The organism is Actinomadura opuntiae (genome assembly GCF_030283205.1).
In the GTDB taxonomy this organism is placed as follows: domain Bacteria; phylum Actinomycetota; class Actinomycetes; order Streptosporangiales; family Streptosporangiaceae; genus Spirillospora.
Genome location: NZ_JASNWF010000010.1, coordinates 194,020 through 208,736, shown reverse-complemented (window position 1 = coordinate 208,736; position 14,717 = coordinate 194,020). Strand labels below are relative to the sequence as shown.

General features: G+C 73.8%; 14 protein-coding genes. 8 read left to right on the top strand and 6 right to left on the bottom strand.

Translation table 11 applies throughout. The features are described from left to right. Positions 1-109 precede the first annotated feature (109 nt). Together QP089_RS23085 and QP089_RS23080 are read left to right on the top strand one after the other, a co-directional pair. On the top strand, positions 110-514 hold the full coding sequence (locus tag QP089_RS23085; RefSeq protein ID WP_285913839.1) for a PaaI family thioesterase: 405 nt from the start codon (positions 110-112) through the stop codon (positions 512-514). Positions 515-626: 112 nt separating this feature from the next. Further along, positions 627-971, top strand: a complete 345-nt coding sequence (locus QP089_RS23080; RefSeq protein ID WP_285913838.1) for a hypothetical protein — start codon at positions 627-629, stop codon at positions 969-971. Here QP089_RS23080 and QP089_RS23075 read toward each other — a convergent pair. Further along, positions 961-1,683, bottom strand: a complete 723-nt coding sequence (locus QP089_RS23075; protein ID WP_285913837.1) for a dienelactone hydrolase family protein — start codon at positions 1,681-1,683, stop codon at positions 961-963. The two genes, QP089_RS23080 and QP089_RS23075, sit on opposite strands and share 11 nt — an antisense overlap. Before the next feature lie 69 nt (positions 1,684-1,752). Further along, positions 1,753-2,550 carry an FAD-dependent thymidylate synthase gene (gene thyX / locus QP089_RS23070; RefSeq protein WP_285913836.1) on the bottom strand — a complete coding sequence of 266 codons (798 nt, stop codon included), beginning with the start codon at positions 2,548-2,550 and terminating at the stop codon, positions 1,753-1,755. 160 nt (positions 2,551-2,710) lie between these two features. Here thyX and QP089_RS23065 point away from each other — a divergent pair, with 160 nt between their 5' ends. Then, complete coding sequence (locus QP089_RS23065) at positions 2,711-4,768, top strand: molybdopterin-containing oxidoreductase family protein (RefSeq protein WP_285913835.1); 2,058 nt, start codon at positions 2,711-2,713, stop codon at positions 4,766-4,768. A 39-nt stretch (positions 4,769-4,807) separates the two neighbouring features. Beyond that, entirely contained in the window at positions 4,808-6,055 is a 1,248-nt protein-coding gene (locus QP089_RS23060) for a DUF1266 domain-containing protein (RefSeq protein ID WP_285913834.1), read from the top strand. Between the two features lie 28 nt (positions 6,056-6,083). On the opposite strand, the gene add is transcribed toward QP089_RS23060, so the two are convergent. After that, positions 6,084-7,115 (bottom strand): adenosine deaminase, encoded by a 1,032-nt coding sequence (gene add / locus QP089_RS23055; RefSeq protein WP_285913833.1) that lies wholly within the window; start codon positions 7,113-7,115, stop codon positions 6,084-6,086. 110 nt (positions 7,116-7,225) lie between these two features. Here add and QP089_RS23050 point away from each other — a divergent pair, with 110 nt between their 5' ends. The 3 genes from QP089_RS23050 to QP089_RS23040 all read left to right on the top strand — a co-directional run bounded on the left by QP089_RS23050 (position 7,226) and on the right by QP089_RS23040 (position 10,287). Next, positions 7,226-8,191: a helix-turn-helix transcriptional regulator gene (locus QP089_RS23050; RefSeq protein ID WP_285913832.1), complete on the top strand. Its 966-nt coding sequence runs from the start codon at positions 7,226-7,228 to the stop codon at positions 8,189-8,191. A 151-nt stretch (positions 8,192-8,342) separates the two neighbouring features. Then, a complete protein-coding gene (locus tag QP089_RS23045; protein WP_285913831.1) occupies positions 8,343-9,797 on the top strand; it encodes an MFS transporter in 1,455 nt (484 codons plus the stop codon). Positions 9,798-9,807: 10 nt separating this feature from the next. Next, entirely contained in the window at positions 9,808-10,287 is a 480-nt protein-coding gene (locus QP089_RS23040; RefSeq protein ID WP_285913830.1) for a MarR family winged helix-turn-helix transcriptional regulator, read from the top strand. Positions 10,288-10,327: 40 nt separating this feature from the next. Here QP089_RS23040 and QP089_RS23035 read toward each other — a convergent pair whose 3' ends face one another. The 3 genes from QP089_RS23035 to QP089_RS23025 form a co-directional block, all read right to left on the bottom strand. Beyond that, a complete protein-coding gene (locus QP089_RS23035) occupies positions 10,328-11,233 on the bottom strand; it encodes an SDR family oxidoreductase (RefSeq protein ID WP_285913829.1) in 906 nt (301 codons plus the stop codon). Positions 11,234-11,305: 72 nt separating this feature from the next. Then, positions 11,306-11,452: a GPGG-motif small membrane protein gene (locus QP089_RS23030; protein ID WP_285913828.1), complete on the bottom strand. Its 147-nt coding sequence runs from the start codon at positions 11,450-11,452 to the stop codon at positions 11,306-11,308. A 288-nt stretch (positions 11,453-11,740) separates the two neighbouring features. Beyond that, a complete protein-coding gene (locus QP089_RS23025) occupies positions 11,741-13,921 on the bottom strand; it encodes an anthranilate synthase component I (protein ID WP_285913827.1) in 2,181 nt (726 codons plus the stop codon). A gap of 570 nt (positions 13,922-14,491) precedes the next feature. Here QP089_RS23025 and QP089_RS23020 point away from each other — a divergent pair. Further along, positions 14,492-14,716 (top strand): DUF3311 domain-containing protein, encoded by a 225-nt coding sequence (locus QP089_RS23020; RefSeq protein WP_285913826.1) that lies wholly within the window; start codon positions 14,492-14,494, stop codon positions 14,714-14,716. The last annotated feature ends 1 nt before the right edge of the window (position 14,717 follow it).

Below are 14,717 nucleotides of genomic sequence, written 5' to 3'. Positions count from 1 at the left end.
CTCCGACGTGATCGGATGCCTCGGTCTTACGCGGGAGGTAATGGACGGCCGAGGATGTGATCGCGAAGGTGGGGCGGACAGGTTCCGGCAGCCGTTCGAGGAGGAATCTATGACGACCGGGCTCACCCCCGACCAGATCACCGACGCCATGCCGTTCGCCCGCGCGCTCGGGGTGGAGATCGACGAGGCCGCACCCGAGGAGGTCACCGGTCACCTCGACTGGGCGGCGGACCGGTGCACGGCCGGCGGGCTGATGCACGGCGGCGCGCTCATGGCGCTCGCCGACACTCTCGGCGCGGCCTGCGCCTTTCTCAATCTGCCGCCCGGCGCGTCCACGACGACGCTGGAGTCGAAGACGAACTTCTTCCGGGGCGTGAGGGAGGGCCGGGTGCGCGGTGTGTCGCATCCGCTGCACACCGGCCGGACCTCGATCGTCGTCCAGACCGACCTCTACGACGGCAAAGACCGCCGCGTCGCCCAGGTCACCCAGACCCAGGCCGTCCTCGGCCCCTGACCAGGCCGTTCACCGCCTGTTCCGGCTTTGTCGGACCGCTCTGGCACGATCCCTCGCATTGCCGAGCGAGAGGCGGGTGTATGGCCTCGCGGACGCTCGTCCGGGTGCCGCCGTGTTCTGGACGCCGGTTCGCACCGGCCGCATCCGGCTCGCCGTGACGATCGCGCCGCGCGATCCGGGCGCGAGCGGCGGCGGGTACGACACCGTCGAGATCGCCTTCCCGCGGACGACCGGGTACGTGCTCATCCAGGAACTCGGCGGGACCGCCCACGCCCTGCCGCCGCTGCCGGCGGGTTACGCGGACTACCGGTTGCGCTACCAGGTCCGTGACGCCGACGACCCCGAGCGGGCCGCCCATGCGCTCCAGATCTGGCCGGAGGGGCGGCGGCGGCCGATTCTGGTCGAAGGGACGAGTCGCTGGGGAACAGCGCGCCAAGCCACCGCCTTTACGTTGTAGATTTTTTGGCGACGTGCTCGTCGAAGAAGGCGAAGATGCGCTCCCAGGCGTCCGGCGCGTTCTCGCGGCCCTTGCCCATCCCCAAGACGATCTTCATGACGGGGCCGAGGAGGCCCGGCATCTCGGTGTCGGTGAGGAAGCTGTGCCCGCTGCCCGTGTACTCCTTGACGTCGTGCGGGACGTCCGCGGCGGTCAGGATGCGGTCCAGCTTCGCGGCGGCGCCGCGCAGCGTCCGGTCCTCGGCGCCGTAGCTTGCGACGATCGGGCACGCCCCGCGCAGCGCCTCCTCCGGCCTTTTCGGCAGGATGCCGTAGTTGACCGCGGCGGCCGCGAAGTCGTACTTCGCCGCGGCGACCAGGGCGAACCCGCCGCCCATGCAGAAGCCGCACACGCCCACGTCGCCGGTGCAGTCGTCGCGGGCCGTCAGCCACGCCCGCGCCGCCTCCACCGCGTCGTAGGCCGGGCCGCGCCCGGCGCGCATCTGCAGCATCGCCTTGCGGACGCAGCGCAGCCACGGCTCCCCGTCATAGAGGTCCGGGAGCAGCGCCAGGTAGCCGCGGGCGGCGAACCGGTCGGCCTGCGCGCGCATGTCCTCGGTGGCGCCGAGCGCCTCGAAGACGATGACCACGGCGGGCCACGGCCCCTCCCCCTCGGGGACGGCGAGGTACCCGGGCAGCTCCCGCGCGCCGGCGGGAATCATGATGTCGGCCATGCCACCGCATCCTGCCGCAGGCGTACACCGTACGTACAGACCCCGGCGCGAGCCGGTTCCGGCGGGCCGTCAGACCTTGCGCCACTTCGGGACCCAGGCCCCGTCCTCGATCTCGTAGTCGCCGAACAGGTCGGGCGCCTCCGCGCGCATGATCTCGCCGATCCTCCCGAAGAGCAGGCGGATCTCCTCCTCGGCGCCGGGCGCGGTGCGGTTCTCCAGGGTGTGCCGCAGGCTGCGGACGTTGGCCGTCCAGACCAGGCCCGTGCCGACGCCCTCGGGGGCGAAGCGGCGCATGAACGAGGTCTTGTGCTTCTTCTCCTTGAAGGGGACGCCCTCCTCGTCGAGCCCGAAGTGCCCGGACATCCACCCCTGGAACTCCTCCATCTGCTCCAGCATGGCGGTGGCGCGCTTCATCAGCTCGGCGTCCTCGCGGGCCCACTCGGGGAACCAGAACGGGATGTCGGTGAGCCGGACGTAGCGCAGCGACTCCTGCGAGATGGCGACGCCCGGCCGGTGCCGGACGAGCTCGTGCGTCAGCACCCGGCTGACGTTGTGCAGGACGAAGCTGAAGCTGACGTGCTCCAGGACCGACCCGTGCAGGCTCCGGAGGATGTTCTCCAGGTAGGCGGAGGAGTCGGTGCGGACCTTGGTGACATTCGGGTTGAGGCCCGGCTCCCAGGAGCGGTAGCAGAGCCGCCCGGCGAACTCCGCGAGGTTCTGGGGGTCGTTCAGCTCGCCGTCGAGGTCGCCCCGGTCGAGCCGCTCCAGCCAGCTCTCCCCGCCCACGTCGCGCAGGTACCGGGCCACCTCGCCGTAGTCCAGTTCGGGCCGCGCAACGAGGAACACCTCAGGCTCGACGCTCTTCACTCTGCTCCCCCCAAGGGTTCGTCTCTTCGCCTCTTAGGAAACCACCCCGGCGCGGCCGCCGCGACCCGCCCGCACGCCTGAGCAGGTGTCATGGGTGAATTGTGGTGATGGTCATGTGGTTACCTCGGAGACCCGGCCATCGACGCGAAGGGGAGGACGGATGGCGGCCGAGCTGAAGGTGCTGGGTGCGTGCCCGCTGGACTGCCCCGACGGCTGCTCATGGGTGGTGACCGTCCGGGACGGGAAGGCCGTCCGGCTGCGCGGGAACCCCGACCACCCGTACACGCGCGGGGCTCTGTGCACGAAGGTCAACCGGTGGCTGGAGCGCGCGGAGCAACCCGACCGGATCCTGTACCCGATGCGGCGCGTCGGCGCCAAGGGCGAGGGCCGGTTCGAGCGGATCACCTGGGACGAGGCGCTGGACGAGATCGCGGGACGGCTGCGCGGCGTCATCGACGAGCACGGCGGCGAGGCGGTCTGGCCGTACTGGGGCACGGGCACGCTCGGTTACCTGCAGGGCTGCGAGGGCTACGGCGGGCGGCGGTTCTTCAACGTGCTGGGGGCGTCGGCGCACGCCGTCGACATCTGCTCGGCGGCCGGCGCGGCCGGGTTGAAGGCGACGATCGGGTCCGCGGGCGGCATGGACCCGGAGGACCTGGCGCACGCGAAGCTGGCCCTGCTGTGGGGGACGAACCCGCTGACCAGCGGCCACCACGTGTGGAAGTTCGTCCAGGACGCGCGCAAGGCCGGGGCGCACCTGGTGGCGATCGACCCGGTGCGGACGCGGACGGCGCAGCAGGCCGACGAGCACCTGGCTCCGCTGCCCGGCACCGACGCGGCGCTCGCGCTGGGGCTGCTGAACGTGATCGTGGGGCTCGGCGCGCAGGACGAGGCGTTCCTCCGCGACCACACGCAGGGTTGGGAGGAGTTCCGGGAGCGGATCGCGGGGTTCCCGCCGGAGCGGGCCGCGGAGATCACCGGCGTTCCGGCCGAGGACATCGTCGCGCTGGGCGAGCGGATCGCGCGCACCCGTCCCACCGCCATCCGGGCGACGCAGGGCATCCAGCGGCATTCCGGCGGCGGCGCGACGCTCCGCGTACTGGCTGGGATCCCGGCGGTCACCGGCGACTGGCGGCTGCGCGGCGGCGGCCTCGCGTTCTCGACGTCCGGGCACATCAAGCTGAACAAGGCGGCGCTGTACCGCGACGACCTGCGCCCGGGCCCGGTGCGGAAGCTGTCGATGAGCAGGCTCGGCGAGGAGCTGCTGGACGTCCAGGACCCGCCGGTCAAGGCGCTGTTCGTCATCGCCGCGAACCCGGCGGGCAGCACCCCGCACCAGAACAAGGTGCGGCGGGGCCTGGCGCGCGAGGACCTGTTCACCGTGGTGCTGGAGCAGTTCCCGACCGACACCGTGGACTACGCCGACATCGTGCTGCCCGCGACGGCGCAGCACGAGCACGCCGACCTGCACGAGGGGTACGGGCACCTGTACCTGACCTGGAACGAACCGGCGGTGACGCCGCCGGGCGAGTGTCTGCCGACGTCGGAGACGTTCCGGCGGCTCGCGCGAAGAATGGGCATAGACGAGCAGGCCGTGTACGACTCCGACGAACGGCTGGCGGAGCAACTGCTGGCCTCGGACCATCCGTGGATGGCGGGAATCACCCTGGACCGGCTGCGCAAGGAGGGGTTCGTCCGGCTGGCGGTGCCGGAGCCGTTCGTCCCGTACGCGGACGGGTTCCCGACGCCGTCGGGGCGGCTGGAGTTCCGGTCGGCGCGGGCCGCGGGCGCCGGGGCGGACCCGCTCGCCGGCTACGTCCCGCCGGCCGAGGTCGCCGATTCCGAGCGCGCGAAGCGCTACCCCCTCGCGCTGATCTCGGCGGCGTCGCACGAGTTCCTCAACACCCAGTTCGGCAACAACCCGGAGCTGCGGCGACGCGCGGGCGAGCTGACGGTACGGGTGCATCCCGACGACGCGGCGTCCCGCGGCCTGGCGGACGGGCAGCGGGTGCGGGTCGGCAACGACCGCGGCTCCTTCGAGGCCGTCCTGCGGGTGACCGACCAGGTCAGGCCCGGTGTCGCGGCGACGGCCAAGGGCCACTGGCCGAGGTTCGCCGGCGGGTCGAACGCCAACGCGGTCGTGGACGAGCGCGCCACCGACCTCGGCGGCGGCCCGGTGTTCCACGACACCCGCGTGGAGATCAGCGCGGCCGGCTGACCGGCGTCCCGATACCGTATGCGCCTTACGGAGGGATCGATGACGTTTCAGGCCATGCTGGACCGGGCCCGCAAGTACGAGCGGCAGGGCCGCTCGGAGGAGGCCGCGGGGGCGTACGCGTCCGCGGCGCAGGACGCCGAGGCGCGCGGCGACCGGGCGTCGGCCGTCGGCGTGCGGGCCCGGCAGGCCCGCGCGCTGGCCGCGGCGGGCCGGGTGGACGAGGCGCTCCGCGTGCTGGACGGCGCCGAGCGGGCGGCCGCCGCGCTGCCCGGCGGACCGGAGGTCCGCGCGGTGCTGGACGGGCAGGCGGCGCACGTGCTGGCCGCCGCCGGCAGGACGGGCGACGCGGCGCGCCGGGCGTGGGGCGCGATGGCGGGCTTCCGCTCGGTACAGGACCACAAGCGCGCCGACGTCGCGTGCGTGCATGCGGCGCGGCTGATCGTCAAGGACGCGGGACCGCGCGGAGCGCTGGGCCCGCTGCGCGACCTGCTGGCGAAGATGCCGCCGGGCGGCGACGGGCACCGGCAGGTCGCCGCGCTGCTCGCCGAGGCCGAGCGGCGCCCCGACCGCGACTACGACGTCCTGATCACCGATCCCGGCAGCGCCGCGTGGGGACGGCTCGCCGCGGCGCTCGGCGTCGGCGCGCATCTGGCGGTCGGCAACGGCGTCCCCTGGAACTCCCTCGCCACCCCGGACGGCGCCCGCGACGACCGGGTCCTGCTCGAACGCGACTGGGGCATCACCGACACGGCGGGCTGGCGCGAGCAGATGGAACGGCTGCTGAACGCCGAGAACAGCGACCCGGCCATCCAGATGGTCCTCGACCAGCGCGGCCGGGGCACCGATCCGCACGCCTGGCGGTCGGCGATCGTCGCCTGGTGCCGGGAGCGCGACATCTCCGACGGCACAGTCGAGCAGTGCGTCGCGCTGGCGGAGCTGATCCGGCGGTACGAGGCCCGGTTCCGCGCGGACGGGCTGCTGGCGCCGGACGGCCTGGTCGAGAGCGTGTACGGCTACGACTTCGGCCGCGCGGTGAACATGGCCCGCTGGGGGCTGAACGCCGGGTACTGCGATGCCGAGGAGGCCGAGAAGTGCGTCCTGCGGGCGGGCCATCACGCGAACCGCGTGTACCCGTCGTGGACGTCGTTCTCGGCCGGTTACGTCCTCGGCCGGATGCTCCGGTTCGACGAGGGCGAGTTCGGTGAGTGGTACGACCGTTCCCTCGCCGGCCACCGCATCCTCGTCGACGATCCGGCCAGCCCCTGGCGCCGCATGGCCTGGGGCTAGCCGGGCCGAGGTCAACCGGCGGCGAGGATCAACCGGCGGCGAGCGCGTCGATCTCGGCCGTGATCGCGCGCCGTCCGGCCTCATCGAGGGACGAGGCGGTGACGGCGTTGCGGGCCAGCGCGGCGAGTTCGGCGCGGCCGAGGCCGAACACGTCGGCGGCGACGCGGTACTCGCCGGTGAGCGTGGTGTCGAACATGGGCGGATCGTCGCTGTTCAGCGTGACGAACAGGCCCGCCTCCAGCATCCGCGGCAGGGGGTGCCCGGCGAGCGAGGCGACCTGGCCGGTGCGCAGGTTCGACGTGGGGCACACCTCCAGCGGGATCTGCGCCTCGCGGAGGCGGCCGACGAGGCGCGGGTCGTCCAGGCAGCTGGTGCCGTGGCCGATCCGCTCCGCGCCGAGCCCGTCGAGGGCCTCCCAGATCGTCTCCGGGCCGGTCATCTCGCCGGCGTGCGGGAGGCTGCGCAGCCCGGCGGCGCGGGCGGCGCGGAAGGCGTCGCGGAACGCGTCCCGGTGCGGCGGGCGGCACTGCTCGATGCCGCCGAGACCGAAGCCGACGAGCGCCTCGGGCGGGTGGGCGAGCGCGTGGTCGAGGGTGCCGCGCGCGCCGTCGGCGCCGAACTCGCCGGGGACGTCGAAGATGTAGGCGACGCGGATCCCGTGCCGGTCGCGCGCCTCCCGGACGGCGTGGTCGAGGGCCTCGGTGATCGCGGGCATCGGCATGCCGGCGCGCTGGTGGGTGTAGGGGGTGACGGTCAGCTCGACGTACCGGACGTTCTGCGCGGCGAGGTCGCGGGCGGTGCCGAGCACGAGGGTCCCGACGTCCTCCGGGGTCCGGACCAGGCTCGACACCGCCTCGTACACCTCGGCGAAGTGCGGGAAGTCGCGGAACTCGTAGAAGGCGCGCAGCCCGCGCTCGTCCGGCGGGACGGGGCCGTCGGGGTGGCGGCGGGCCAGTTCCAGGACCGTGGGGACGGAGGCCGAGCCCACGAGGTGGACGTGCAGCTCGGCCTTCGGAAGGGCGTCGATGAACGCCTCGATGGGGGATGTTCCGGTCAGCACGCCGCGAAGCTAACAGCCGTCCGGCCGACCGGAACAGCGAAATCCGGCCAACCTGCCACAAGATTGTCAGAAACGGCCGACAGGGGTTCGGGCCGGGCGAGAATGGGAGCATGCGCGCGGCCCGGTTGATCTCGCTGATCCTGCTCCTGCAGTCGCGGGAGACGATGACGGCGGGCGAGCTGGCCCGGGAGCTGGAGGTCTCGGAGCGGACCGTGTACCGGGACGTCGAGGCGCTGTCGGCGGCCGGGGTCCCCGTCTACGCCGACCAGGGCCGCAACGGCGGATACCGCCTCGTCGGCGGGTACCGGACGCGGCTCACCGGGCTCAGCCGGGAGGAGGCGGAGGCGCTGTTCCTGTCCGGGCTGCCCGGCCCGGCCGGGGAGATGGGGCTCGGCGACGCCGTCGCGGCGGCCGAGCTGAAGGTGCTCGCGGCACTGCCGTCGACGCTGCGCGACGCGCCGGCGCGGGCCGGGCAGCGCTTCCACCTGGACGCTCCGGGCTGGTTCGGCGACGCCGCGACCCCGCCGCTGCTGCGCGGCCTCGCGCGCGCGGTGTGGCGGGACGAGACCGTCGTGCTGCGCTACCGCAAGGACCGCGAGGTCACCCGGACCGTCGACCCGTACGGGCTCGTGCTGAAGAACGGCACCTGGTACCTCGTGGGACGGGTCGGCGGGCGTTTCCGCACGTACCGGGTGGACCGGGTCACGGCGGTGGATCCGGCGGGCGCGGTGTTCGAGCGGGACGAGGCGTTCGACCTCGCCCGGTACTGGGACGAGCAGGCGGCGGCGTTCGTCCGGTCGATGCTGCGCGAGGAGATCACCGTGCGGCTCAGCCCGGACGGCCTGCGGCTGCTGCGCTTCGCGGTCGAGCCGGTGGCGGCCGAGCAGGCCGCCGCGACGGCCGGGGAGCCCGACGAGCGGGGCTGGCGTCCCGCTGCCCTGCGGGTCGAATCGCTGCAGGTCGCCGCGTCCCAGCTGATGCGGCTGGGGCCGGAGGTCGAGGTCCTCGGCCCGCCTGAGCTGCGGGCGCGCATGGCGGACGCCGCCGCCCGGCTCGCCGCCCTCTACACCGGCTGAGCTCCCGTTTCGATCACCTCGCGCCGCGCGCCCACTGTGACCATGCGCACATGGAACGGTCCCCGAATATTTCGGTAACCGATGTAAGTTAGGCGGCGGACGACGGCGAGAGGCGCCGCGGCGCCGAGACGCGCCCGCGGCCGGAGGTGACGTGAGCGATCAACTGGCGGAACGACCGGTCCCCGGGCGGCTGCCCGCCGTGCTGGTCCGGGAGCGGGCGCGGCCGGACCGGGTCCGCGAGCATCCCCGCGCCTGGTGGCTGGCGGTCGCCACGGTCTGCTTCGGCGCGTTCATGGGGCAGCTCGACGCCAGCATCGTCACCCTCACCTACGGCAGCCTGCGCACGGAGTTCGGCGCCTCCCTGGCCGCCGTGGAATGGGTGTCGCTCGCCTACCTGCTCACGCTGGTCGCGCTGCTGATCCCGGTCGGCCGGTTCTCCGACGCGCGCGGCCGCAAGCTGCTCTACCTGCACGGTTTCGGCGTGTTCGCGGTCGCGTCGGCGGCGTGCGGGCTGGCGCCGTCGCTGTGGACGCTGATCGTGTTCCGGGTCGTGCAGGCCGCCGGGGCGGCGATGATGCAGGCCAACAGCGTGGCGCTGGTGGTGACCAGCGCGCCGTCCGGCCGGGCGCGCGGCGCGCTGGGCGTGCAGGCCGCCGCGCAGGCGCTCGGGCTGGCGCTCGGGCCGACGGTGGGCGGGGCGCTGGTGTCCACGCTGGGCTGGCGCTGGGTGTTCGGCATCAACGTGCCGATCGGCGTCGTCGCGCTGGTCGCGGGCCACTACCTGCTGCCGCGGACGCGGGAGCGCAACGAGGCCCGCGAGCTGGACCGCGCCGGCGCGGTGCTGCTCACGGTCGCGACGACCGCGGGCCTGCTCGGCGTCTCGGCGGCGTCCGGGCTGCCAATCCCGGCGTGGGGCGTCGCGGCGCTGTTCGCGGTGGCGGCCGCGGCCGGCTGGGCGTTCGCGGCCCGGCAGCGCAGGGCGCCCTCTCCCCTGCTGGACCTCGGCCTGCTGCGGGTGCGCGCGGTGTCGGCCGGGCTCGCCGGGGCGCTCGGCGCGTACCTGGTGCTGTTCGGGCCGCTGGTGCTGGTGCCGATCGTGCTGACCGGCCGCGGTTCGTCGGAGCTGCTGGCCGGGCTGGTGCTGACCGCGCTGCCCGCCGGGTTCGGGATCGGCGCGGTCGGCGGCGACCCGCTGCTGCGCGGCATGGGCGACCGGGCCCGCGGCGTGCTCGGCGCCGGGGTCGCGGCGGCGTCCCTCGCGGCGCTGCTCGTCGTGCCGCTGTCCCCCGGCTGGCTCGCGGCGCAGTCGGCCGTCCTCGGGCTCGGGCTGGGCGTGTTCACCCCCGCCAACAACGCACTGATCATGAAGGCCGTCCCGGCGCGATGGTCGGGCACCGGCGGCGGCCTGGTCAACATGGCCCGCGGCCTCGGGACCGCGCTCGGAGTCGCGTTCGTCACGCTGGCCCTGCACCTCGGGCCCGGCGGCGGGAGTTTCGACGGGACGCACTGGGCGATCGCCGTGCTGCTCGCGGCGGCGGCGGCCACGGTGGCGGCGGCCTGGGCGGCGACGAGCGGGCGGAGCGGCGGGCGGGCGGGGCCGGGCTAGAGTTGCGCGCATGCCCCAGGAGCCGCGCCCCGAACCCGGCACGCCCGCGCGCGCGACGGACGCGCGCCTGCTCACCGAGACCGTGACCCGGCTGCGGCGGGCGCTGCGCGCCTCGATCCGCACCGAGTACCCGTGGGAGACGCTGCCGATGGCGCAGGTCGAGCTGCTGCAGGTGCTCGCCGAGCGCTCCCCCGTCCGGATCGGCGACCTCGCCGCGCGGCAGCGCCTCGCCACCAGCACCGTCAGCGGGCTGGTCGGCCAGATGATCAGCGCGGGGCTGGTGGCGCGGGCCGTCGACCCGGCCGACCGGCGGGCGTCCGCGGTCACCCTCACCGACGCCGGGCGCGACCAGCTCGCCGCGTGGGCCCGCGCGCACGAGCGGCGGCTGAACACCGCGCTGGAGGGCCTGGACGAGACCGACCGCACCGCCATCCGGGACGCGCTGCCCGCCCTCGTCCGGCTGACCGACCAGCTCGACGGCCTGGTCTGACCCGCCGCCCGCTCGGCGCGGGCGCGCGGCGGGCGCGGGGCTACCGGTAGCCGGTGAGGTCGGCGGGACGGCCGTCGGTGAGGTAGCGCCAGCAGTCGGGACGGCTGCCGTCGGTGTCGGTGAAGCCGTATACCTCGGCGAGGCCGCCGCTGGACAGGGACGCGCCGTTCCAGCGGGCCCGGTCGGGGTCGGCGGCGAGCGCGGCGACGGCCCGCCCGACGAACGCGGGCGACTCGGAGATGCCGAAGGACGGCTCCTTGGCGATGCCGTCCCGCCAGGTGTCCTCGGTGACGCCGAAGTGCTCCAGCATCGCCTCCGACCGCAGCCAGCCGGGCGTGAGCGCGACGGCCGTTGCGCCGTGCGGCGCGATCTCCACGGACAGGGCCAGCGCCATCCGCAGGACGGCGCTCTTGGCGAGGTCGTAGAAGAACCCGACGTCCGCGCGGTAGCGGGCGTTGTACTCGGCGGTCCCGTCGGTCATCTCGACGACGAGGCCGCCCGGTTCGCGGATCAGCAGCGGCAGCGCGCGGTGGCTGGTGATGGCATGGGTGTCGATGGCCAGCCGCAGCATCCGCAGGCCGTCGTCCAGCGACTGCTCCCACAGCGGCCTGCCGAACTCGAACAGGTGGTCGGCGCCCCAGACGTCGTTGACCAGGACGTCCAGCCGTCCCTGCTCCTCGTCGATCCGGCGGACGAGCGCGGAGACCTGCGCCGGGTCGAGATGGTCGACCGCGACGGCGATGCCCTCGCCGCCCGCGGCCGTCACGAGCTCGGCGGTCTCCTCGATGGTCTCGGGACGCCCGACCTCCGACCGGTGCGCCCGGGTGGTGCGGCCCGTCACGTACACGGTGGCGCCCGCGGCGCCCAGCTCGGCGGCGATGCCCCGGCCGGCGCCGCGGGTCCCGCCCGCGACTAGTGCGATGGTGCCTTTCGGTTCACGGTTCATGGGGACGATGCTGGCGCGGAAACCTGACAGCCCGCGTCAGCCTTCGCGTCCCCGGCGTATCGTTCTTCCGGATCAGGTGAAGATGCTGACCCCGCCCGGGCCGACGAGCAGCCCGACGACGATGAGGACGATGCCCCAGATCAGCTCGCGCCGGGCGAGGATCACGTAGATGCCGGCGATCACCAGGATGGCTGCGATGATGGACAGAAGTGCAATCATGGCGTCGGGGATCCCCGGAATGAACCCGGCAAAACCACCTTCTTGATTCGGTCATGCCCGAACCGGTGTTTCGGGCGGAGGGGGGACGGATCCCCCCTCCGCCGGGATAACGGCGATCACGCGCGCCGGACGGCACGGTGGCCGGTCACCGAGTCTTCCGCGCCCGCCGCGGCCGGGCCAGGAACCACGGGACCATTTCCGGACGTCCGCGATGGTGCTTCAGGACGAGACCCGGCTCCTGCGCGGGCGGGTTGACATTTGACCCCGAACGAGCACCGCCGCCGCGCCTCACCGGTCCCGGCAGAGCCGCAGCACGTTCGCCACGATCCGGTGCCCGGCACCGCCCGCCGCGGTCAGGATCGACTCCGGATGGAACTGCACCGCCCACCGCCGCCGCTCCGCGTCCTCGATCGCCATGACGACGTCCCCGGTCAGCGCCGTCACCTCGAAGCCCTTCACCCGCTCCGGGGTGGCGTGCAGCGAGTGGTACCGGGCCGCGGTGAACTCACCGGCGAGCCCCTCGAACAGCGCTCCCCCGGTCACCCGCACCCGGCCCGGCTTGCCGTGCGACGGCTCCGGCAGCAGCGTCAGCTCCCCGCCCGCGTGCTCGACCATCGCCTGCAGCCCGAGGCACACCCCGAACACCGGCAGGTCCCGCTCGTCGAGCGCGTCCAGCAGCCGCCGGGTCGCGAAGTCGTCCGGACGGCCCGGGCCGGGCGACAGCACCACCAGGTCCGGCCCCTGCTCGTCCAGCATCCGCGCCGGGAACCCGTGCCGCAGCGTGACCACCTCGGCGCCCTGCTGCCGGAAGTAGTCGGCGAGGGTGTTGACGAACGAGTCCTCATGGTCGACGAGCAGCACCTTCAGCCCCTCGCCCGGCAGGTCCGGCGCCTCCGCCGGCTCCCCCGCCGGCGCCCCGGCGGCCTGCCGCTGCGAGCTCTCCAGCGCCCCGAGCAGCGCGCTCGCCTTCAGGTGCGTCTCGCGCTCCTCCTCGTCGGGGTCGGAGTCGTACAGCAGCGTCGCACCGGCCCGCACCGTCGCGATCCCGTCGCGGATCTGCGCGGTGCGCAGCGTCAGCCCGGTGTTCATCGACCCGTCGAAGCCGACGCAGCCGACGGCGCCGCCGTACCAGCGGCGCGGCGAGTCCTCGTGGTCCTCGATGAACTGCATCGCCCACGCCTTGGGCGCACCGGTGACCGTGACCGCCCACATGTGGGTCAGGAACGCGTCCAGCGCGTCGAACCCCGGGCGCAGCCGGCCCTCGATGTGGTCGACGGTGTGGATCAGCCGCGAGTACAGCTCGATCTGCCGGCGGCCGAGCACCCGCACGCTGCCCGGCACGCAGATCCGCGACTTGTCGTTGCGGTCGACGTCGGTGCACATCGTCAGCTCCGACTCGTCCTTCGCCGACGACAGGATCGCGCGGATCTGCCGGGCGTCCTCCAGCGCGTCCGCGCCGCGCTTGATCGTCCCGGCGATCGGGCAGGTCTCCACCCGGTCGCCGGCGACCCGCACGAACATCTCCGGCGACGCGCCGACCAGGTACTCGCCGTCGCCGAGGTTGAACATGAACTCGAACGGCGCGGGATTGGTCTCGCGGAGCCGCTCGAAGAACGCCGCGGGCGCGTCGCAGCGCCCGTACATGGCATGGCCGGGCGTCACCTCGAACAGGTCGCCGCGAACGAACCGCTCCTTGGCGTCCCGCACCATCTGCGCGTACACGCCGGGCACCGGCTGCGGTGGCAGCTCCCCCCGCACGGGGACGGGCGTCGGCTCGGTGGCCCGCGGCAGCCCGGCCGTGCTCGCCCCGCCGACCTCGAACTCGTACGACATGCGGTGCGAGGTCTCCCGCTTGCGGTCCACGACGACCATCTCGTCGGCCAGATGCAGGACGAGGTCGCGCTGGTCGTCGGGCCGCTCCAGACGCGTCCGCAGCGGCTCGAACTGCAGCGACAGGTCGTACCCGAACGCCCCGTACAGCCCGAGATGCGGGTCGTCGCACCGGAACAGCTCGACCAGCGCGCGCAGCGCCGTGAACACGGTCGGCTGGCGGCTGCGCTCCTCCTCGGTGAAGAACTCCTCCGTCGGCGGGACGAAGACCTCGAACACCTCCGGCGCGTCCGCGCGGACCTCGCCGACCGGACGCAGCGCCCCCGCCACCGCCGGCAGCACGACCCGTCCCCGCCCGTTCAGCGCCCGGACGGTCACGTTCCGCCCGCGCGCGACGATCTCCAGGCACGGGTCCACATAGGCCATGTGCCAGCGGCTGTAGCGGCCGGGATACTCCATGCCGGAGCTGAGCACGCCGCCGCGCCGCTCCCCCACGGCGGCGACGAGGGCGTTGAGCACGTCGGACTTGCGCTCGGAGTCGACCGGGACGGCCGTACGGGTCACCCGCACGCCCCCGGCCGTGACGAACTCGCCGACCCCGGCCTGGGGTGCGTCGGCCTGCTGTGAGACGGTCTCCACCGCGGTGGCCCCTCGTTTTCGGGCCCTGCATCCGGCGGACAACGAAAAACGACCGCCGGTGAGGGCGGTCGCCTGGTCAGGACATGCACGAACCGGCGCCGCCTCAGCGGCGCCACCACCACCGGCGGGTCGCGGTTCGCATGAGAGGGATGCTAGCAGTGCTTACCCAGGGGGGCGACCCCCTGGAACCCCCGGCTGTGTTAACCCAGGGGGCGACCCCCTGGAACCCCCGTTGCGACCGACAGGCCGTTTCGCGCTCCGCTGGCGCTCCGCGCGAAACGGCCTGTCGGCCGGCGGGCAGGCCCGCTCCGCTCGCTGCGCTCGCTCCGCGTGCCTGCCCGTGGACCGGTGGCTGAGGTTCATGCTCCGGGGGTTCACCTTGGGCGGCGGGGTGGGGCGGTTTGGGGGCTGAGCTGGGGGTCGGGGTGGGTGGAACGGTCCAGCTGAGTCGTGCCGTGGCTGATATCGGGCTGTTATCGCTGCTGGATAGCCTTTCCCGGCTTCACCCCTGGGCACGGCCCGTCTCGCGATCCGGACGGGCCGCGCGCCGCACGCACGAGGAGGATCCCCTTGGCCTCGCAAGACCCGCCGGAGCCGGCCGCGCGCTCCGACCGCAGCCCGTGGAACTGGCTGCTGGTGGTTCCCGTCGTCGTCCCGCTGCTGACCTTCCTGTTCAACGACGACGGGCCGCGGCTCGCCGGGTTCCCGGCCTTCTACTGGATCCAGTTCGCCTTCATCCCGCTCGGCGTCGCCTGCACCGTCGTCGTGTACCTGATGACCCGGAAGAGGGACTGAC

What these genes read in the sequence shown, in the direction of transcription:
- QP089_RS23085 (WP_285913839.1), top strand. Translation starts at nt 110, where the DNA reads ATGACGACCGGGCTCACCCCCGACCAGATCACCGACGCCATGCCGTTC.
- QP089_RS23075 (WP_285913837.1), bottom strand. Translation starts at nt 1,683, where the DNA reads ATGGCCGACATCATGATTCCCGCCGGCGCGCGGGAGCTGCCCGGGTAC.
- QP089_RS23065 (WP_285913835.1), top strand. Translation starts at nt 2,711, where the DNA reads ATGGCGGCCGAGCTGAAGGTGCTGGGTGCGTGCCCGCTGGACTGCCCC.
- QP089_RS23060 (WP_285913834.1), top strand. Translation starts at nt 4,808, where the DNA reads ATGACGTTTCAGGCCATGCTGGACCGGGCCCGCAAGTACGAGCGGCAG.
- QP089_RS23050 (WP_285913832.1), top strand. Translation starts at nt 7,226, where the DNA reads ATGCGCGCGGCCCGGTTGATCTCGCTGATCCTGCTCCTGCAGTCGCGG.
- QP089_RS23040 (WP_285913830.1), top strand. Translation starts at nt 9,808, where the DNA reads ATGCCCCAGGAGCCGCGCCCCGAACCCGGCACGCCCGCGCGCGCGACG.
- QP089_RS23035 (WP_285913829.1), bottom strand. Translation starts at nt 11,233, where the DNA reads ATGAACCGTGAACCGAAAGGCACCATCGCACTAGTCGCGGGCGGGACC.
- QP089_RS23030 (WP_285913828.1), bottom strand. Translation starts at nt 11,452, where the DNA reads ATGATTGCACTTCTGTCCATCATCGCAGCCATCCTGGTGATCGCCGGC.